This window comes from Acinetobacter sp. WCHAc060033, assembly GCF_004209125.1.
Lineage (GTDB): Bacteria > Pseudomonadota > Gammaproteobacteria > Pseudomonadales > Moraxellaceae > Acinetobacter > Acinetobacter wuhouensis.
The window spans coordinates 33279-52716 of sequence record NZ_SGSW01000031.1; the positions used below are offsets into that span (position 1 = coordinate 33279).

A 19438-nucleotide genomic window follows, 5' to 3' on the forward strand; every position below is an offset into this window, starting at 1 on the left:
TTTTATCTCACATTACAAATTTAAGTATCAGTACTGCAATCAAAGCCGCGATTAAACCAATAGGAACAGCTCTAAATAACAGTTGATTAAAGAGTTGGTTTTTATCCACATCCGCAGGTGCTGATCCTAAAATTAGGCTTCCGCCAGACGAAAACGGGGAGATGGCGGAAGCTTGCGCACCAACAACGATGCAAAGGAAAAGGACCAAAGGGTTTAAGCCCGAAGCAAGTGCAATCGCAGGTACAATCGGGAAAAGCGTCGGCGTAACCACACCTAAAGTGCTTGAGAAAACAGACATGATGGCACTGATCAAACAAATCAGAATCGGGATGAGCCACACAGGAACATTATTTGCCAGCCAGTCAGACAGTTGCGTAATGACACCGAGTTTCACACCGAGTGCAATGAGCATGCCGACACCACAGATCATGATTAAAGTGTTCCAAGGCACCAATGCCATGACTTTTTTCTCATCGGCAAGTTTCATGAACAGACTGATCAGGGCAAAGATGATGGCAATAAAACCGATATCAATTTTTGAGTTTAAGAAGGCAATGGTCTGTTGATCTGGCATCAATAAATTTAAAATCGGGAAGATCAAAACAATCGCCATCATGCCAATAATTAGGGCGATAGACTTTTTCTGTTTATCATTAAATGCTTCAGGTGGCGTATCTTCAATGTGAATCGAATTACTATTTCGATTCCATAAAGTGTAGATGCCCAATACAACAATCGGAATAACCAGTGTCACTACAAAAATACCTGTGGCATAGCTGAAACTGGTTGCGCTATCAATGCCGACATTTTCCATCAAACTACGGAAAATAATGCCACTTTGCGAGGTCATAAAGTTTGCACCTGCAAGCGCACCGTAATTGACCGCCATACCGCCAATAATCATGCTCATATTGGTTTTACGGCATAACAATAGGGTGATCGGTGCCATAAAGGCTAAGACGGTATAGAAACCTGCACCTAAAGCCGCGATGATGGTTGAGGCAAAAAACACTGCCAAAGGCAATAACTGTGGGAATTTCCGACATTTATACAGGAGATGACTGGCAAGCTTTTCGAGTGCACCATTGGCAAGAGCAAAGTTATAAAACAAGGTCACAGAAAAAATAATAAAGAAAATTTTTACTGGCCAAAGTTCGATGATTTCAGATGGTTTGAGTCCCATACCAAAACAACCAATCAAATAGGCAAAAATGATCGTAAAAAATCCGATATTGATTTTCGTCACGTAACCTAAGCCAATAGATATGGCTAAAGCAGCAAGAATAAGCATCGTCATTTGTCATCTCTCCTTGACAGTATATGACTCACAAACATACAGACATATATATGTTTAGATGTTTGTATTAAAGTATGTTGTGTTATGATTGTCAAATCCTCATTTTGTAATAGTTATGCAAATGCTTGATGAAAATGCATTTAAAAATTTTAAATTGCCTCGCTACGAGCAAGTACGTTGGCAAATTCAAAAGCTTTTAGTTCAGTCTAAATGGACGATTGATGAACCTATTCCATCTGAACAAGAATTAGCCAGCATGTATAGCGTGTCTGTCGGAACAGTACGTAAAGCAGTTGAAGGCTTAGTTGAAGATGGTTTGTTGGTGAAATCGCAAGGGCGAGGAACATTTTTAAGACAGCCTAACTTTGCGACATCTCTGATGCGTTTTTTTCGTATGCGTAATCAATTCGGTGAAGATGTACAGCCAATCGGTGAAATTAAAAAATTAGAAGTTATTGAGGCAGTTCCTGCAATCAATCAAAAATTGCAACTGAGTGAAAACGATCCATTGATTTATATCGAGCGTGTGCGTTTAAATGAAAATGTGGTGGTTTTAAGTGAGAAAATTTGGCTGTCAGCACAGCTGTTTTCAGCACTCAAAGACATTGCTTTCAAGGATTTTGCGAATTTACTTTATCCATTTTACTATGAAAAATGTGGGCAATTTGTGTCTTCTGCAGTCGAACAACTTTCTTTTAAAAAGAATCTTCAAGATCCGTACTTAGCCAATCAATTGTCAGAAGCTTTAGTTCAAGTCTGTCGTGTTGCTAAAGACATTCAAGGGCATCCGATTGAATATCGTGAATCTTTGGGCTTTGCTGAAAATTTTAATTATGAGATTACGATTCACTAAATTTATGTTTTCTTAGTTGATTCATCATCAGGATACATCATGGTATGCTGATGATATTTTCATCATTTTGTTTCATTATTCCTGTACATAAAAACATCTGATTTACGCTATTCTTATTCCATAAAAACAGCATCAATCGGGTCAGAATAATGAAACTTTATACCAATGCGCACTCTCGCGGAAATACACTGCTACCTTTACTAAAAGAATTAGACATTGAAAATCAGGTTGAAATCATTCAGGTGGAATATAAAGATCTGCGTCAGCCTAAATATTTGGCTTTAAATCCGATGGGCAAAGTCCCTTTTTTAGTTGATGGTGATTCAGTAATTTCAGAAACACCTGCAATTTTTGCTTATTTAGCAGATAAATTTATCGAGAAAGGTTTTGCACCTGCATTGAACGATCCGAAACGTGGTGAATATTTGAAATGGTTATTCTTCTGTCATGGTCCGATGACTGAAATGATGGATTTTAAAAGTTTAAATGTTTCACCTGAATTGGCTGCTGAGAAAAAGGGCAGTCTAAGTTTTGGTACTGAAGCGTTGGTCTATGACTTTATAAAGGCAGGGCTGAGTAAAGCCAATCCCTATTTGTTAGGTGAAAAAATTTCTGCTGCGGATTTGTTTTTGGCGTATTGGTTGGTCTTTGCGATCACGTTTAAAATTGTGCCGTATTTAGACGAATTTAAACCATTCTTAAAACTAATTCAGCAACGTGATTCGGTTAAAGATGTGGTGTGGTTTGAGTCGATTTGATATAGAAAAGAGGCACTTGATTAGTTGAATTTTGAATTAAAAAGAATCCTTAAGTGTTTAAGGATTCTTAAATTTAATGAATTAAGATTTTTTAAATCAATCCATTACTTCGCATGTAACTTACTGAAAAGTTGCTGACTCACCGTATTCATGGTTTGTGGAATCGCCAATGCTGCTACGAAACGATCAGGGCGTAAAATCACCATCGCCTGATCTGTTTTACCGAACCATGAGCGGATTTCTGTACCTGTATCACCAATCGTGATTACACCATCATGGATTTTACGTTTTTCATTGCCTAACTGAACCGCAGGAAGTACCTGAATAAATTTCACACCCAAAGATTGCCATACTTTCATATTGGCGTCATTGATGCCCCATTTCGGATCGACACCCCAGGCGATCACAGCAAAGTCATTGCCAATTACTTCATCCAGTAAAACAGTTTGACCATTTTCAAGCTGGACCTGTGGTTGGATGAACATTTTACCGACTGGTGATTCTTTATTGTTGTCTTTAACCAAAGCCCCGTCGTTATATTTCGGCATCGGTTTAAAGCGCATTTCCAGTAAATACTGCTTGATCGGTTTGATGTAGTTCAGTGCATAAGCAATCCCATCACGAACAAAACCTTGCCATTTTTTCGGTGGTGCAAGGACATGACCGGCCATCACAGAAAGATCAATCATGGCTTTGGCATGGTCTTTACGTTCAACCTGGTAAGAATCCAGCAGATCAGGTGTCGCTTTACCCTGAACGACTAAAGCCACTTTCCACGCCAGGTTAAAGGCATCACGCATACCGCTGTTATAACCCTGACCTTGCCATACGGGCATGATGTGCGCTGCATCACCTGCGAGTAAAATACGATCTACACGGAATTTATCTGCGATACGGGCATTGTGGGTATAGACACGTTGACGGATGACTTCGATACCATCAGTGGTTGGTAAAACTTTAGATAAAAGTTTGGCAATATTTTCAGGTTTGCTCAGTTCTTCCTGTGTTTCACCAGGCATCACCATAAATTCAAAACGACGGATACCATGAGGCAGGGCAGCAGATACATAAGGGCGCACTGGATCACAACATAAATAAATATGCGGTGTTGCCAATGGGTCATTTTCAATATCAATCACGATCCACTGATTCGGGGCTGTTTTACCATCGAAACCGATATTTAAAGTACGACGGACGATTGAGTTCCCCCCATCACAGGCAATTAAGTACTGCGCATGGATAACTTCTTTATTGCCATCTTTATTCTGGATGTTCAGTGTTACGCCATTGGCGTCCTGAGTAAACTCGTCTAAATGACGTGAAAATAAAACCTGTGTATTTTCATACTGCTCTAAACCCTGTAATAACACATTATCCACTTGCGGTTGAATAAAGGCATTACGGCGTGAAAAACCGAATTCACGGGTTAAAGGTTGAATATCCGCAAAGCAACGACCTTTCGGGGTTAGAAAACGCATTGCGTGGTTTGGCGTGGTATGTGGCAGGACTTTGTCCACCAGACCGAGTGATTGAATGGTACGCAGGGATTCATCATCAATCCCAATCGCACGCGGGTAATCAATTAAACTGTCCAGTTGCTCGACCACAGTCACGTGTACGCCTTGTTTGCTTAAATAATTTGCAATTGTCAGACCTACAGGACCCGCACCTAAAATAGCCACTTGCGTGGTGTAATCAATCTTTGAACTCACAGCGATCATTCCATTCAAACCACAATATGTAGATATTAATGACTCAAATGAGGGTCTAAGCCTAGCTATGCCATAGTGGATAACTCGTTGTGAATTTGAGTGCTTAAAAAATGGAGTATTTAATAATGTTTTGTTTTTATTTGGTTTATTTTAAAATTAAGCATATTCATTTTTAATTCAATGATTCTTTTAAACTATCAATGAAAAGGAATTTATCTGATCGTTCTTCATTGAAAATTATACTTATATTTAAAACATTTCACTGTGATTGCTTTTGTATCTAAATGGCTTTGGAAGATAGACAGCTTGGATAAAAATTGAAAAGTTGATTTTAGATAGTATATGCAAAATAAAAAGACTAAATCGCAGCATGATTTAGTCTTTTTATCCAGATTATCTTTTCAAATAATCTGATGTGATCTCTGGAGAGATTTGTTTATCAATAAATAATTATTAATTATTGACCAGCTTGCGGTGCTGAAGTAGCAGGTGCTTCAGCAGCACTTTCAGTTGCAGGTTGAGCAGATGGTTGACCCGCAGCTTGAGTTTCTTCAGAAGCAGTTGGTTGTTCTTGAGTAGAAACAACAACTTGTTCTTCAGCTGCCGGTGCTGCTTTTTCTTTTGCAGCAAAAGTTGAGAAAGCTGTTAAAGCAAGGGTAGTTGCTAAAAGTGTTTTAACTAAATTCATTGTGGCATCCTTTGTTCATTAAATGACGATTTAATCGTCTTAAGCGTAAAAGTCTTGTGAGAGCGTCGAGTGTTAAATGCGTTGCAGTTCACAAGGAGTAAAACCATGCTAAGTGCAGAATAAAAATTGAGCAACCTTTACAACAAAGCGAAACAGTACGAGTTACGTGTTTAAAACAAAGCCGTATCTTATGTAATAATTTTGTGAATAAATCGCTTTTATGAAGCGCTTAAAATGTATGAAAATATGAAAATTTGATTAAAAGATAATCATATTTTTTACTTAGACTCAACATTGAATGTGAATGGTTTATGAATGTATTATTGGAGTTTTGAATTTTTTTAGATATTTTTATCTAAAAAATAGATTTTAAATCGTAACTTTCACACAGATTTTGAATCATAATAGACCGTGTTCTAATTTCTCATAACCCGTCATATTTCATAACATTGAGTTGATACTTTGAAGATTCTTGCGCAAAAAACAGTAAAGACCCATATCATTTCTGGCTTTTTAGGTGCAGGAAAGACCACCTTATTGCAACATTTACTACAACAGAAGCCTGAAGGGGAAATTTGGGCAATTTTGATGAATGAATTTGGGCAAATTGGGGTTGATCAACAATTATTACCGCAAGATTCGGGCTATGAAGTCAAAGAGCTATTGGGCGGTTGTTTGTGTTGTGCTGGGCAGTTGCCAATGCAAATTGCGTTATCACGCTTAATTCAAGAGAAACAACCTGATCGCTTATTCATTGAACCGACGGGTTTAGGACATCCCGCACAGCTTTTAGAACAGTTAACCGAACCGCATTGGCAGTCGCAAATTGATATGCGCGCATTAGTGACAGTTGTGGATGGCAGTCGTCTACATGATGAGGCATTTATTCAGCAAGATTTATTTCAAGACCAACTCAAAGCTGCGCAAATTGTGGTGGTTTCCCATGCTGATTCAATGAATGATGTAGATCAACAGAAGCTTCATCATTTTAAAACAGATTATCTAACGTCTATTCAAACATGGTTATTGGCAGAACAGGGCAATATTGAAATTTCACAAATCGACGTGCCACATCAAGGTATTCAAAGAAAAGTTGTACCTTTGATTCAAGTACAAAAACAGCTTCCTGCAGATGCAGAATTTCCAGTGATTAAGCAGTTGCCATATCACTATGTTGAAACTTCAAATGGTTATACGGTTGCAGGTTGGAAATTTTCCAAACGTTGGCAGTTTGATTTTTACGATTTACTCGATGTGTTGTGTGAGCAAAAAGATTGGTTACGAATAAAAGGGATTTTTAATACCAATCAAGGTTGGATGACATTCAATTTCAATCCAGAAGACTTGAACTATAAGTCAGGTGAGGAAAGTTTAGATAATCGCATTGAAATCATTATCCAAAATACAGCGGACTCAGATCATAGAGATTGGGAGAGTTTCGAAACTGCTTTGCTGAATTGTCGGATTGACCAAGCTGAAATAAATCAGTAATCCTGTTTAAAATCTTATAGACTGTGCGCCATATTTGAGAACTTATTTTTTGGAATTTTCATGGCACTTAAAGCAACGATTTATAAGGCAGATTTGAATATTGCCAATATGGATGTGCATCAGTATGGCGATTTTCAATTGACCATGGCATTGCACCCATCTGAAACCATTGAGCGTTTAATGGTTCGTGTTCTAGCTTTTGCACGTTTTGCTGATGAGCGTTTGGAATTTACCAAAGATTTGTTTGAAACTGATGAACCTGCATTGTGGGAAAAAGACTTAACTGGGCAATTGGTGAAATGGATTGAAGTCGGTTTGCCTGATGAAGATAAAGTGAAAAAAGCCGCAGCACGTTGTAGCGAAGTGGCAGTGATTGCTTATGGATCAGCAGTTGCAGAATGGTATAAGCGTAGTTCTAAACTCAAAACATTGAAAAACGTTCAGGTATGGCAACTGTCTGAAGCAACAACATTGGCAATTCAGGATTTGTGTGAACGTACGATGCAATTACAGCTCAATGTGATGGATGGTGAGTGGACATTGATTGGTGCCAATGCTCAAGCCGTGATTGAGTGGACGCAGTTACAGTAATTTTCGTAAAATTAAGCAAATAAGCATCTTGCAAAAATAATTTTCAGAATCATTCAGATTAATATTGAATGTTCCCTTATCTTTTTAGGCTGAGAAACAGCGTTTCATAAGAGGTAGGTGGTTTTATATTAGAAGCCCCTCATCCTCTTACGGAGGTTATCTCCTCATCCCTGAGCCATATATGGTGCAAGAGAAGGAACTCTCGATATATTTTTGAATAGGTTTTGAGTCTAAATCTGAATATTTTATGACTTATGTAAGAAGTCTTATATCAAGGTGTTGAACTAACATATCACGCGGAGCAAAGACATGACAGCTGAATTAGAAATTATTGATTTAAAAGTAGGTGAAGGTAAAGAGGCGGTAAAAGGTGCTTTGATTACCACGCATTATACAGGTTGGTTGGAAGATGGAACGAAGTTTGATTCTTCTATAGACCGTGGAAACTATTTTGAAACCGTGATTGGTACTGGTCGTGTGATTAAGGGTTGGGATCAAGGCATCATGGGAATGAAAGTTGGTGGAAAACGTAAATTAATCGTGCCATCACACCTTGCTTATGGTGAGCGTAAAATGGGTAAAATTATTCCTGCGCATTCAAATCTGATTTTTGAGATTGAATTATTTGATGTTAAAACACGTGATTGATAGCTATTCCAAAGTGTATTGTAAGACATAGCGACGAAAAGATAGAGGTCAGTTTGATCTCTATTTTTATAATCTTTTTTATTCACGCAGATTCAAAATTTAAGTCTCGCATGATCGTAAAAGTTGATCTGAATTGACTCCATTGTTTGTTCATAAAGCAGTGTTATAAGTGTAAAATTGCACTACTGTTTAATTTTTACTATTTTTGATAATAATGTGATAAAAAGCACACTGTAATGATTCTAAGACCATTAAATAATCAGCATGTAACAATCATCTACAATATTTTTGTTTTAAAAGTGTTTAAATAGTACAAATAAATAATTCTACTCAGAATTGTTTTTTAAGATTCGTTTCAGTTTTATTCTTTTAAATCATCGTTGTAAAAGCTCTGATTATTTTCGTCCAAAAAAGGATTTTAGCACCTCAATCATTGAGGTGCTACGGGCGTATTCAGATTTAGAACAATGATGATTGAGTATTTAAATATATGTTAAGCCGTTACTTTTCTCCTTCAGCGATGATGTGCATAACACTATTATTTTCTCCTTTTTATAATAGTGCGATGGCAGAAGTAGATCCAGTTACTACTGATAGTAGAGTAGTACAAGAACTTCCAAAGATTGATTTAAATACGCTGACGATCATTGGCTATCATGAAATTACTGAAAAGAAAGATGCAGTGATGCCAGCCTATGCAGTGACACCGAAGCAATTTGAATTGCATTTAGATTGGTTGCAAAAGAATGGCTATAACTTTGTTAATGTTGATCAAATTATCAAAGCCAATGAAGGTAAATCTAAGTTACCGACTAAACCAGTTTTATTGACTGTAGATGATGGTTATCAGTCTTTTTATAAATACGCTTATCCAATTTTAAAACAACGTAAAATTCCTGTGGTGCTCGCTGTAGTTGGTTCGTGGCTTGAACCAAAAGCCAATGCCATGGTGCAGTTTGGTGATGACAAACTGGATCGGAAAAAACTGCTGTCGTGGGATGAGCTAAAAACCATGCAGAAGAGTGGCATCGTTGAGATTGGTAGCCATAGTTACAACTTACATCGTGGTGTAACAGGCAATCCGCAAGGGAACTCTGAACCTGTCGCAGTGACACGTGAATATAATCCTAAAACTAAGACTTATGAAGATGACAAGGATTACGCAGATCGTATTTTTAACGATTTGAAAAAGAACAATAAGGTCTTGTCTGCACATGGTCTAAAAGCGCCACGTGTGATGGTGTGGCCTTATGGACGCTACAATATGGAAGCGGTTGCTTTGGCGAAAAAAGCAGGCATGCCGATGACCATTAGCCTAGATGATGGTCCAGACCATATTGAAAAATCTTTAGGTCATATGAACCGTATCTTGGTTGAAGGTGGAATGACGACAGACTCATTGGCGCAAGAAATTCAGAGCCGTCAAATGGGTTTTACTGACAATAATCGTCCGCAAAAAATCATGCATGTCGATTTGGACTATATCTATGATCCTGATGAAGCACAGCAAGAGAAAAACTTAGGGCGTTTGTTAGATCGTATCCGTGATATGCATGTCACAACAGTATTTTTACAAGCTTTTGCTGATCCAGATGCCAATGGTTCAGCCGATATGGTGTATTTCCCGAACCGTTATTTGCCAATGCGTGCTGACTTGTTTAACCGTGTGGCATGGCAAATCCAATCTCGGACACAAGTGGGGCGTTTATATGCATGGATGCCATTATTGGCATGGGAATTACCTGCGTCAAATCCTGCATCTAAAGATTTAGTAGTGACGCAACAAGCAAAAAATAGTGACCATTTAAATATGGGTTATCATCGTTTAAGTCCGTACTCACCTGAAGCGCGTAAAGTGATTGAAGGTTTATATGAAGATTTGGCAAAGTCGACAACATTTGATGGAATCTTATTCCATGATGATGCGACATTGTCAGATTATGAAGATGCAAGTCCAGATGCAATCAAAGCTTATGAACAAATTGGTTTGCCTGCTGATCTAGAGGAAATTCGTAATGATGATGCGAAACTTCAAAAATGGACGGATTTTAAAACCAAAACCATTGATAACTTTGCTATGGATTTGGCACAAAAAGCACGTTATTACCAACCATTCTTACTCACTGCACGTAATTTATATGCTCAAGTTGCCTTGTCCGCGTATTCTGAAAATTGGTATGCACAGTCGTTAGAACAATCTATTCAAAAATATGACTTTACTGCAATCATGGCAATGCCATATATGGAACAAGCGCCTGATGCAGACAAGTTTTATAAAGATTTAGTTAAACGTGTGAAGCAACAGCCGAATGGGATTAAAAAGACCATTTTTGAATTACAAGCGGTGAATTGGCGCAATAACCAAAAAATTCCGACTTCTGAAATGACACAAACGATTGCTTCGTTGTATCAGCAAGGCGTAATGCATGTGGGCTATTATCCAGATGATCCAATCGAGGAGCATCCTAACACGGCTGAAATGCGTAAAGTATTCGATTCTAAACCACAACGTATGGTTCCTTAGGGTGTTGTTATGAATGCAATTCAGCATCTGTGGCAGTCGATATTAAATTTTATTTTTTATTATCCATTGTTCATGTCGTTTTTGTGGATGATCGGTGCGGTTATTTTTCATTGGAAAGAGCGTAAAGATCCGCCTTATAAACAGCCTGCGCCTTTGAACGAATATCCGCTGGTTGCGGTACTTGTGCCTTGTTTTAATGAACAGGACAATGCGCATGAAACCATTAGTCATGCATTAAAATTAGATTATCCAAACTTTGAGGTCATTGCGATTAATGACGGCAGCTCTGACAATACCAAAGAAATTTTAAATGAATTGGCGTTGAAATATGACAAACTTCGTGTCGTTCATTTGGCGGAGAACCAAGGTAAAGCAATGGCTTTGCAAGCAGGTAGTTTGTTGACAGATGCTGAATATTTAATTGGGATTGATGGAGATGCTTTACTTGATCCGCATGCAGCACAATGGATGATTCGACATTTTATCGACCACCCTACAGTTGCCGCAGTGACAGGTAATCCACGTATTCGTACCCGATCAACACTACTTGGTCGAATTCAAGTCGGTGAGTTTTCTTCGATTGTGGGCATGATTAAACGAGCGCAAAGTACCTTTGGGCGTTTATTTACTGTTTCAGGTGTGATTACTGCATTCCGTAAAAGTGCGGTGCATGAGGTGGGCTATTGGTCACCGAATATGTTGACCGAAGACATTGATGTGACATGGAAATTACACCGAGCAGGGTGGGAAGTACGCTTTGAGCCGAATGCCTTGGTGTGGATTTTAATGCCTGAAACTTTTAATGGTTTGTGGAAACAGCGTTTGCGTTGGGCAATGGGTGGGGCACAGGTACTATTAAAGAATATAGATGTATTGCTAAAGCCAAAACTGAACTTTCTTTGGCCCCTTATCATTGAATTGATCCTGACCTTGGTTTGGTCATATTTAATGTTAATCATGGTGATTTTCTGGATTTTGCATTTAGTTTTACCTTTGCTTGGAACGCCTGCAATCAGCTCACCGTTGTTACCAATGGGAACGGGAATATTATTGGGCACGACTTGTCTATTGCAATTTGCAATCAGTAAATGGATGGACAGTCGCTATGAATCGACTTTAGTGAAAAACTACTATTGGATGATTTGGTATCCTTTCGTATTTTGGTTGATTACCGTCACAGCAAGTATTGTGGCATTTCCAAAAGTACTTAAGTTGGGAAGCAGTAAACGGGCGCGTTGGGTGAGTCCTGACCGTGGTATGCGCCAAGATGGCTGATGATTTGAATATGTCTGAGCAAAATCAGACCAAAGGCAAAAATATGAAAGCAGAATCTTTGATTATTGATTTGCGTAAGCAGTTGCCGTGGCATCGTCGTTATTTCTCTACGACAATGACAGCAATGTTGTGGGCATTTTGGTTATTGCTTTGGCGTCCAATCGTGATTTTGGTGGGTTATCTTTCTTTGGAAAAACCACAGTTGATCCATTATTTTTTCGAAGCTTTTGCCAAGGCTTTAGAAAATGGTTTAATTGCATTAATTGCTTGTGCGGTTTCTTTATGGTTATGGAGTAACTTTGTTCCTGCGAAAACTAAAAAGGAAATGGAACCTAAATCTACACAGGATTATGCCGACCATTTCAACTTAAATGTTGAGGCTTTAGTTCATTCACGTCAGCAGAAAATTTCAACTGTCCACCATGATGCGGATGGTCGTATCACTTATATCGACTAAGTATTGGTCGATCAAAGCCCCACCTGTTGGGACTTCGATGTACAAAGGGAATCCTTCATGTCCGCAAAAATAAATTCGGCAGAGAGCATTCGAGGTTTGGCTTGCTTAGCTGTCGTTTTTTCTCATCTCGCGATGAGTTTTTTTCCATACTTACATCATTTTGATCCAAATGAGGTGACTGATTTGGCATGGGTAAATGCAACGCATCATTCACCATTTGCATTTATTTATTCAGGTGATGCAGCCGTTTTTGTATTTTTTGTATTGAGTGGTTATGTACTTAGTTATGCGACATTAAATAAGCCTGAGCAATTCCATAAAAAAATCAAAATGATGATGGTGAAGCGTTATCCGCGTCTTATGATTCCTGCGTTAACTTCGTGTTTAATCATTTGGCTGGTCTTTAAATTTGTCCATATTAATAGTCATCATGTTGGAATGTGGCTTCAAGCGTTTACTGTGCAAGGTTTTAGTTTAAAGCAAGTCCTCTATGAGGGAACAATAGGCGCTTTTCTATTTTCAGAAAGTGATGTCAATTGGGTGCTATGGACCATGACGATTGAGTTAATGGGATCATTTGCATTATTTTTTCTATTGTATCTACTCCACTATAAAAAAATCGCGTTTTGGCTAGGCTCTATGATCATTCCTTGTCTTGCTTATTATTGGAGAGGGCAGGGATTTAGTTTCGGGATTTCGAGCTTTATTATCGGGATCTATATTTATCTTTATGCCAAAACCTTAACGAGTTATGTTGCTATCCCTATGTTAATGCTTGGTTTGTATTTTGCAGGGGCACACAATACTAGTGCCTCTTATCAGTGGTTGTATGCTTTTTGGGGAGAGCACACTTATGATTATTGCAACTTCTTGGCAGGAACCCTGATCGTTTATAGTGTGCTGATGAGCCCATTATTATCCAAATGCTTAGATCATCCGATACTGGTTTGGCTCGGGAAATTATCATTCTCCATTTATTTACTGCATTTATTAATGCTGTATTTGGTGTGTATCCCTCTATTTAATTTATTCTTTAATATGGGATGGAGTTATTCTGCTTCAGCGATTTTTTCAGGGTTGAGTGCGATTGGTGCAACGTTGATTGTGGCAAATTTTTATAGCCGTTATGTCGATGAATTTGCAATTAAAGCCAGTAATGCACTTGCCAATAAAGTGTTGAACTAAGCTTTTATTTGAAATTTCATATTTTGAAAATAACTTTTACAATTTTGCATTGAGTTTGTTGTTTTTTAAGCAATAAAAAATTGAAAAGTGTCGTAATTTGATAAAGTATAGCGGTTTTATTGGCATGGACCGCTTCAATGCATCTGATCAAATCAATAGCGCTTTCACTCATGGCGATGAGCTTTCAACTCGCGCATGCAACTCCATTAAATGCGCAACAAGCATTAACTGAAGCACCACCTTTGAGTTTGTTCGAGTCGTGGAATACACCTATTGAGCCATTCAAGATTTTCAATCATATCTACTATGTCGGTACTGAAAATTTATCTTCCGTGTTGTTTGACACAGGTGATGGTTTGGTTCTAATTGACAGTGGCATTGCTCAATCTGCACCACAAATTAAAGCCAATATAGAAAAGTTAGGTTTTAAAATTACAGATGTTAAGTATTTGCTGAATAGTCATGCACGTTTAGACCAAGCGGGTGGTTTTGCGCAATTAAAACAATGGAGTGGGGCAAAATTAATCGCGAGTGCTGCCAATGCTGAAATGCTTGCCAATGGCGCGACTTCGGATTTTGCTTTGGGAAATCAATTATTATTTCCAGTGGTAAAAGCGGACATTATTATTAAAGATGGTGAACAGCTTAAACTTGGTCGCCAAACTTTTACTGCGCATGCAACACCTGGGCATTTGCCTGGGGCGACGTCTTGGACCACTGATGTAAAATATCATTTTAAAAATTATAAAGTGATTTATGCAGATAGCTTATTTACAGGTGGCTATTACCTGTTAAATAATAAAAATTATCCAGATATTGTGTCAGATATGCAGCAAACTTTTAAAACTTTAGAAGCGATTCATGCAGATATTTTCCTTGCCAATAAGGCTGATCGTTTTAATATGAAACAGAAATTGGAAAAGTTGCAAGCAGGCGATAAACGGGCTTTTATTGACCCTACAGGCTTACAAAGTTATGTGGAAAAAGGCAAAGCTGACTTTGAAAAACAGTTGCAAGATCAACAGCAATTAGCTCAGTTAAAGTCTTTGCAATAATTCAATCACCATCCAATGGGTGTTCTATATGCAAGGTATAGTACATCCAACTATATTTCGATTGTAAAGTTAATAAATTGACAATGAAAAAAAATGTTACGTTTAAGCCAAATACTCGAATTTAGATAGTTATACAATTTAGAGTGTAAATTATTAAAAATATTCAAATTACAAAACCGTAAAGCTGTATATAGATTGCATTGCAATTGAAAAGTTTGAGATCATATTATGTTGAAAATTATTATTTTTATTCTCGTGATAGGCGTATTGTATGTCCTATGGCGTATGGTCGCAAAACATAAAATCAATGCAGCATTTGATCAACAACGACAAGATTTATCTCAAATTGTTCAACATGATGATGAATTACCAGAGAAAACTAAAATCATTAAACAGATGATTGATGAGGAACGTCAAAAAGCAGTGGTAGAGTCCGTTGATTCGTCACAGGATTCCGCAGGGTCAACGATTGAACATCAGATTACTGAAGTTGAAGTTAGCGATGAAGATCAGCGCTTATTTGACTCGGCAGCCGAAATGTTTTTTTCACAAGCTTTACGAGTGCGAGACTTCCTGCAAGCGGAAAAAATTCAACAAGAGCTGTTAAGTAAAATGCCAATGAATACAGAAAGCCAAGTGGGTGCTTTTGATTTTGGCGAATGGTCAGTGTTTTGGCATTATCATGATCAATCACTTGAATATTATGTGGGACGTTACGGTATTTTCTATGCCCATGTCGATTGTGAGGGGATAGAGCATAAAGCTGAGTTTAAAGACGTGATTTAAAAGATAAGGCTTAAAAGGTGTGACTTAAAAGAAATGGTCTGATTTTAAATGACTTAATTTTCGATAAGTGATTTCAATTCTTTTAATCGAAACTCAGTTGAATTGATTTGACAGTCTAGATGGGCAAAGCCAGAGGCTAATCCTAATGTACCATAAGTCAAACTACTCATAAGTTCATCACACTGGGCAATACGATAATTGAGCCAAGCTTTTTGTGATTTTTCTAATAATGCTTTATTTTTCTCATCATATTGATTATAGACTTGTTGGTAAAGTTTGTTCATTTTAGCTTTATCAGTTTTAAGTTGTTGTTCCATGCATTTATAAAGCGACATTTGATCTTGTTGATTGCATTGGGCAAAACTAATAGTAGGTATGAAGCTAAGGCTAAATATTAAAAGATTGAATTTCATTGATTATTTCCAAAGTGGATTATAATGATGAGCACTTTTATTGATCAAGAGTTTGTAAAATTCTAGATTTAATTTGATCTAAATAAAATAAGTCATTGTTTAAACGATACATTAAAATAGCACCTTCATAATCCGCAACACTGATTTTTGCTAGATTTTGCGCCGTATTTTCATTAAGTTTTTGCTTAAAAAGTTGATAAAAAGCGGTTTGCCAATCTTGGAAAATATCTCGAATTTTTTGAAGAATCTGTTCCGAAATTGAGCTGGCTTCGAGTGAGATGATGCCTACCAAACAGCCTTTAATTTCATAGCTAAAAAATTGTATTGCTTTGCGATGCATATTTTCAAATTGTGTGATGGGATCAACTTCATTGAAGTTATCCAGTGTGAATAACTGTTGATTTAAATATTGATGTGTATGTTCTAAGACTTTGAGTAATAAGGCTTCTTTGTTTGGCGCATAATAATAGAAGGATGCTTTACTTAACCCACAGGCTTTTGCCAACATCTCCATGCTCGTTCCTGCATATCCGTGCGCTTTAAATTGCAATGCGCAGATGTTGAGCATTTGTTCTGAGGAGAGTTTTTGTGGGCGCATAGATGTCCTTATGGCAAGCCGAATGGATTAAACATTCAAAATGTTAATCAGTGATTAAGGTGGTGAATGTATTGAGCATTTTATCCCAAATTTGTTCAGAATCTTTACGGAAATAACCCATATGACCAATTTGTTTTAAGCCAAACTCATCTGCTGAGATGTTGATAAAGTGCATTGGGGCATTTTTATAATGTTGCATAAATGCATAACGAGAACTTGGTAGCGCCCAATCATCATCCAAGGCTGCAACTGCATAAATCGGTGTTTTGACTTGTGCATATTGCTCATGCAATTCATGTTGTTCAGGATCTGCAAAGAAATAGGTTGGGTTTTTACACCATTTTCGCCACTGCTGATAAACCCCTTTAGGGAGATCAGCTCCCATATTGAGTTTGCTCCATGGTAAATAGCCTGTGACAGCAACCATTGGCGGAAAGACGATATTCCAAATAGCTTGGACTTTGATTTTTTCTTTAAAAGGCATATAACCGTGCCAACCTGCACCAGTACCAAAACAATACATCGCTGTGACTTTTTGATGGTTTGGGGTTAAACCCAAAGCCTGCCCACCGTAGGAATGTCCAACTAAAAATAGTGGTGCATATTCATCATAGAGGTAATCAATCGCACCTGCTAAATCAAGCTTTCCCCAATCCAGATAAGACATTTGAAAGCCTTTTAAATGTCGCGGAGCAGATTTTCCGATTCCACGATAGTCAAATGTTAAGACTTCATAACCCAGTTGTGTCGCATATTCAGAGAAACGACGATAAAACGCTTGCGGCACACCTGTTGCACTTGCAAGGACGATTTTAGCTGTACTTGGATGTGTTGGAGAATAGAGTGTTCCATTCAGTTCATATCCATCTAAAGCCTTAAAAGTAACAGACTGTGCATTGAAGCTATTTTCATTAGCAAAGTCTGTTTTACTTGAAGCGTCTGTTCCGGTTTGGTGTTTTACATTTTGCATCATCGTTTCTCTATAGATCTACATCGCTGACTATTTATGAATTTAAAATAATCAATTATTTGCCTTTAAACTGTGGTGCTCTGCGTTCAAGCATTGCCATTACACCTTCTTGTGCGTCTTGTGAGGCAAGTAATGGCGTGAGCAAACCTTGTAAATTGGCAAATGCTGCTTCAGGGCTTTGTAAAAAGGCTTGATGTGCAGATTTCAGCGCAGCTTGAACAGCAAGCGGTGCAGCCTGAGCGATACGTTCAGCCAATTCAAGTGCACGAATTAACTGATTATTTCCCTCTACAACTTCAGTTACCAGATTCATTTCATAGGCAGTTTGTGCATAGAATAAGTCGCCAGTCAGTACATACTTCATGGCTTTTGCCCAGCCTGCTGCTTGCACAAAACGAACGGTTGCACCACCGAAAGGTAAAATGCCACGTTGTACTTCGATTTGAGTGAATTGCGTATTTTCATTGGCAACCACGATGTCGGAATTCAACATCAACTCAATCCCTGCGGTATAGCAATAACCTTGTACTGCGGTGACAAGCGGTTTGGTTCTTTGGCGTCCAACCGTTCCCCAAGGATTGACAATATCATCTGAGAAATTGAAAACGCCATCTGCCAGTTTGGGTTGTAACTCAACCAAGTCTAAGCCAGCGGTAAAATGATCGCCATGGGCAAATACAACAGCGCAGCGTAGTTCAGGATTGTTTTCGTATTCTGTTAATGCCATTGATAGATCGTGAATCATGTGACTATCAAAAGCATTGCGTTTATTCGCACGGTCTAAGCCAATGAGGAAAATATGACCACGAATTTCACGACTAACTTTTCCTTGTATATCTGACATTTTTTGTTCTCACATTCATTTTGGGTTTAAATGATTCGGTGTTATTTAAGTTTTTAAACGATCGTTAGAAAACAGTCAATCTTTAATATGTGACTGTATCGTTTAAGTTGTATAGCACAGAAAAGCGTATGGTTAATTGGCAAACTGTATTGAGTTTTGAAAATGAGATGGCTATTCTTGTGAAAAATTTTTAAATTGAATAATCATGAAATATAAAAAAATGTTTTTGAGTTTTTCGTTATGTGGCAGTTTGTTGCTTGTGGCATGTCAAAAAAATGATCAAAAGGTGAGTGCGAGTGAAAATAATAATGTACAAAAATCTGAAAATAATCATGTTGAACATAAGCAGAGTGAACATGATTTAATGTTGCAGGCGATTCAGAAAAATAAACTTAAGTTAACTGAAGGTGCATGCAAAATCGAACCTCTTGGTGATGGTGATGGAATAATTGTTGGTGATCTGAATCATGATGGAAAAAATGATTTTCTTTATGGCTATATGAAGTTTTTTGATTGTGATTCTCAAGTTCCAGCATTTGAATATGCTGTTTTTTTAGCGAATAAGACTGAGCCATTTAAACTAAATCATGTTTTCAATGCAGGGATGTTTGATCATATAGATGTTGTTGAATTTGAAAAAATTGAAAACAATGTGATTTATGGTAGGGAAGAAAAATTAGATAAAAATGTTAAATATCGTTTTGAAAACGATAAATTGAATGAAATTGAAGATCCTAACGCAAAAATATTGATACAACTTGGAAAAGCTGTTAATGGAAATGATAGTCCTGTTGCTGGTGCATTAGATCGAATGAGCTATCTGCCTGAAGAGGTTGAATGCGGTGGCTTTTTTCCTGATGATCAAGCTGAGAAAAGTACGACGATAGACCATTATGATTTACGCATTGCAAACGATCAAATGGTGGTGATGGGGGTATTTGGTTTAACAGCAAAAGATCAAGTACAAGTGATGGGGAAAACAGTCACATCAGCGACGACTTTGAGCCAAGTAAAGCAACTTTTTAAAACAGGTTATAGCCTTGATGAAAGTAAGAACTCAACTGATACGATAGGTGCTGCAAGTGAGGATGCTGCTAAATTGAAATATGATGTAATGCTAAGTATAAATACTAAAGATATGGATGATGCTTATCTATTTTATTTTAAGAATAATCAATTGATTGCAGTGCAATATTTTATACCGTGTTGATGATTCAAAATTACGCTTAATATTATTTATAACTAACTAGAGTTGGAAAAGAAGAATAGAACTTTATACGTATTAGCTCAAAC

General features: G+C 37.6%; 19 protein-coding genes. 12 read left to right on the forward strand and 7 right to left on the reverse strand.

Annotated features, from left to right (window positions below):
- Positions 1-7: 7 nt before the first annotated feature.
- On the reverse strand, positions 8-1297 hold the full coding sequence (locus EXE10_RS13965) for an SLC13 family permease (protein WP_130113777.1): 1290 nt from the start codon (positions 1295-1297) through the stop codon (positions 8-10).
- Between the two features lie 121 nt (positions 1298-1418).
- Between EXE10_RS13965 and EXE10_RS13970 the strand changes: the two genes are divergently transcribed.
- Together EXE10_RS13970 and EXE10_RS13975 are read left to right on the forward strand one after the other, a co-directional pair.
- Complete coding sequence (locus tag EXE10_RS13970) at positions 1419-2150, forward strand: GntR family transcriptional regulator (protein ID WP_130113788.1); 732 nt, start codon at positions 1419-1421, stop codon at positions 2148-2150.
- A gap of 149 nt (positions 2151-2299) precedes the next feature.
- Positions 2300-2908 (forward strand): glutathione S-transferase family protein, encoded by a 609-nt coding sequence (locus tag EXE10_RS13975; protein ID WP_130113778.1) that lies wholly within the window; start codon positions 2300-2302, stop codon positions 2906-2908.
- A 104-nt stretch (positions 2909-3012) separates the two neighbouring features.
- Here the strand turns inward: EXE10_RS13975 and EXE10_RS13980 are convergent, their stop codons facing one another.
- Together EXE10_RS13980 and EXE10_RS13985 are read right to left on the reverse strand one after the other, a co-directional pair.
- Positions 3013-4629 (reverse strand): bifunctional 3-(3-hydroxy-phenyl)propionate/3-hydroxycinnamic acid hydroxylase, encoded by a 1617-nt coding sequence (locus tag EXE10_RS13980; protein ID WP_130113779.1) that lies wholly within the window; start codon positions 4627-4629, stop codon positions 3013-3015.
- A 448-nt stretch (positions 4630-5077) separates the two neighbouring features.
- Positions 5078-5308, reverse strand: a complete 231-nt coding sequence (locus tag EXE10_RS13985) for a hypothetical protein (RefSeq protein ID WP_087552884.1) — start codon at positions 5306-5308, stop codon at positions 5078-5080.
- Positions 5309-5770: 462 nt separating this feature from the next.
- On the opposite strand from EXE10_RS13985, the gene EXE10_RS13990 reads away from it, so the two are divergent.
- The 9 genes from EXE10_RS13990 (at position 5771) to EXE10_RS14030 (ending at position 15320) form a co-directional block, all read left to right on the forward strand.
- Positions 5771-6799 carry a CobW family GTP-binding protein gene (locus EXE10_RS13990; RefSeq protein ID WP_130113780.1) on the forward strand — a complete coding sequence of 343 codons (1029 nt, stop codon included), beginning with the start codon at positions 5771-5773 and terminating at the stop codon, positions 6797-6799.
- Between the two features lie 60 nt (positions 6800-6859).
- The gene (locus EXE10_RS13995; protein ID WP_130113781.1) at positions 6860-7390 is read left to right on the forward strand and encodes a YaeQ family protein; all 531 of its coding nucleotides are present in this window, start codon (positions 6860-6862) and stop codon (positions 7388-7390) included.
- 309 nt (positions 7391-7699) lie between these two features.
- Positions 7700-8038 (forward strand): FKBP-type peptidyl-prolyl cis-trans isomerase, encoded by a 339-nt coding sequence (locus EXE10_RS14000; RefSeq protein WP_068975765.1) that lies wholly within the window; start codon positions 7700-7702, stop codon positions 8036-8038.
- Positions 8039-8528: 490 nt separating this feature from the next.
- On the forward strand, positions 8529-10562 hold the full coding sequence (gene pgaB / locus EXE10_RS14005) for a poly-beta-1,6-N-acetyl-D-glucosamine N-deacetylase PgaB (RefSeq protein ID WP_130113782.1): 2034 nt from the start codon (positions 8529-8531) through the stop codon (positions 10560-10562).
- A gap of 9 nt (positions 10563-10571) precedes the next feature.
- On the forward strand, positions 10572-11837 hold the full coding sequence (gene pgaC, locus EXE10_RS14010; protein ID WP_130113783.1) for a poly-beta-1,6-N-acetyl-D-glucosamine synthase: 1266 nt from the start codon (positions 10572-10574) through the stop codon (positions 11835-11837).
- Between the two features lie 43 nt (positions 11838-11880).
- Entirely contained in the window at positions 11881-12294 is a 414-nt protein-coding gene (gene pgaD, locus EXE10_RS14015) for a poly-beta-1,6-N-acetyl-D-glucosamine biosynthesis protein PgaD (protein WP_068975855.1), read from the forward strand.
- Between the two features lie 57 nt (positions 12295-12351).
- On the forward strand, positions 12352-13479 hold the full coding sequence (locus EXE10_RS14020) for an acyltransferase family protein (protein ID WP_130113784.1): 1128 nt from the start codon (positions 12352-12354) through the stop codon (positions 13477-13479).
- A gap of 137 nt (positions 13480-13616) precedes the next feature.
- Positions 13617-14534: an HARLDQ motif MBL-fold protein gene (locus EXE10_RS14025; protein ID WP_130113785.1), complete on the forward strand. Its 918-nt coding sequence runs from the start codon at positions 13617-13619 to the stop codon at positions 14532-14534.
- A gap of 228 nt (positions 14535-14762) precedes the next feature.
- On the forward strand, positions 14763-15320 hold the full coding sequence (locus EXE10_RS14030) for a hypothetical protein (RefSeq protein ID WP_068975760.1): 558 nt from the start codon (positions 14763-14765) through the stop codon (positions 15318-15320).
- A gap of 53 nt (positions 15321-15373) precedes the next feature.
- Here EXE10_RS14030 and EXE10_RS14035 read toward each other — a convergent pair whose 3' ends face one another.
- Genes EXE10_RS14035 through EXE10_RS14050 form a run of 4 tightly spaced genes read right to left on the reverse strand, consistent with a single transcriptional unit; the run spans position 15374 to position 18145 of the window.
- Complete coding sequence (locus tag EXE10_RS14035; protein WP_068975759.1) at positions 15374-15733, reverse strand: lysozyme inhibitor LprI family protein; 360 nt, start codon at positions 15731-15733, stop codon at positions 15374-15376.
- A 37-nt stretch (positions 15734-15770) separates the two neighbouring features.
- Entirely contained in the window at positions 15771-16331 is a 561-nt protein-coding gene (locus EXE10_RS14040; protein ID WP_130113786.1) for a TetR/AcrR family transcriptional regulator, read from the reverse strand.
- Positions 16332-16374: 43 nt separating this feature from the next.
- The gene (locus tag EXE10_RS14045) at positions 16375-17301 is read right to left on the reverse strand and encodes an alpha/beta fold hydrolase (protein WP_130113789.1); all 927 of its coding nucleotides are present in this window, start codon (positions 17299-17301) and stop codon (positions 16375-16377) included.
- 55 nt (positions 17302-17356) lie between these two features.
- A complete protein-coding gene (locus tag EXE10_RS14050; RefSeq protein WP_087552894.1) occupies positions 17357-18145 on the reverse strand; it encodes a crotonase/enoyl-CoA hydratase family protein in 789 nt (262 codons plus the stop codon).
- 205 nt (positions 18146-18350) lie between these two features.
- Between EXE10_RS14050 and EXE10_RS14055 the strand changes: the two genes are divergently transcribed.
- Positions 18351-19355: a hypothetical protein gene (locus tag EXE10_RS14055; RefSeq protein WP_130113787.1), complete on the forward strand. Its 1005-nt coding sequence runs from the start codon at positions 18351-18353 to the stop codon at positions 19353-19355.
- Positions 19356-19438 lie beyond the last annotated feature (83 nt).

What these genes read in the sequence shown, in the direction of transcription:
- EXE10_RS13965 (WP_130113777.1), bottom strand. Translation starts at nt 1,297, where the DNA reads ATGACGATGCTTATTCTTGCTGCTTTAGCCATATCTATTGGCTTAGGT.
- EXE10_RS13970 (WP_130113788.1), top strand. Translation starts at nt 1,419, where the DNA reads ATGCTTGATGAAAATGCATTTAAAAATTTTAAATTGCCTCGCTACGAG.
- EXE10_RS13975 (WP_130113778.1), top strand. Translation starts at nt 2,300, where the DNA reads ATGAAACTTTATACCAATGCGCACTCTCGCGGAAATACACTGCTACCT.
- EXE10_RS13980 (WP_130113779.1), bottom strand. Translation starts at nt 4,629, where the DNA reads ATGATCGCTGTGAGTTCAAAGATTGATTACACCACGCAAGTGGCTATT.
- EXE10_RS13985 (WP_087552884.1), bottom strand. Translation starts at nt 5,308, where the DNA reads ATGAATTTAGTTAAAACACTTTTAGCAACTACCCTTGCTTTAACAGCT.
- EXE10_RS13995 (WP_130113781.1), top strand. Translation starts at nt 6,860, where the DNA reads ATGGCACTTAAAGCAACGATTTATAAGGCAGATTTGAATATTGCCAAT.
- EXE10_RS14000 (WP_068975765.1), top strand. Translation starts at nt 7,700, where the DNA reads ATGACAGCTGAATTAGAAATTATTGATTTAAAAGTAGGTGAAGGTAAA.
- pgaB (WP_130113782.1), top strand. Translation starts at nt 8,529, where the DNA reads ATGTTAAGCCGTTACTTTTCTCCTTCAGCGATGATGTGCATAACACTA.
- pgaC (WP_130113783.1), top strand. Translation starts at nt 10,572, where the DNA reads ATGAATGCAATTCAGCATCTGTGGCAGTCGATATTAAATTTTATTTTT.
- pgaD (WP_068975855.1), top strand. Translation starts at nt 11,881, where the DNA reads ATGAAAGCAGAATCTTTGATTATTGATTTGCGTAAGCAGTTGCCGTGG.
- EXE10_RS14020 (WP_130113784.1), top strand. Translation starts at nt 12,352, where the DNA reads ATGTCCGCAAAAATAAATTCGGCAGAGAGCATTCGAGGTTTGGCTTGC.
- EXE10_RS14025 (WP_130113785.1), top strand. Translation starts at nt 13,617, where the DNA reads ATGCATCTGATCAAATCAATAGCGCTTTCACTCATGGCGATGAGCTTT.
- EXE10_RS14030 (WP_068975760.1), top strand. Translation starts at nt 14,763, where the DNA reads ATGTTGAAAATTATTATTTTTATTCTCGTGATAGGCGTATTGTATGTC.
- EXE10_RS14035 (WP_068975759.1), bottom strand. Translation starts at nt 15,733, where the DNA reads ATGAAATTCAATCTTTTAATATTTAGCCTTAGCTTCATACCTACTATT.
- EXE10_RS14040 (WP_130113786.1), bottom strand. Translation starts at nt 16,331, where the DNA reads ATGCGCCCACAAAAACTCTCCTCAGAACAAATGCTCAACATCTGCGCA.
- EXE10_RS14045 (WP_130113789.1), bottom strand. Translation starts at nt 17,301, where the DNA reads ATGCAAAATGTAAAACACCAAACCGGAACAGACGCTTCAAGTAAAACA.
- EXE10_RS14050 (WP_087552894.1), bottom strand. Translation starts at nt 18,145, where the DNA reads ATGTCAGATATACAAGGAAAAGTTAGTCGTGAAATTCGTGGTCATATT.
- EXE10_RS14055 (WP_130113787.1), top strand. Translation starts at nt 18,351, where the DNA reads ATGAAATATAAAAAAATGTTTTTGAGTTTTTCGTTATGTGGCAGTTTG.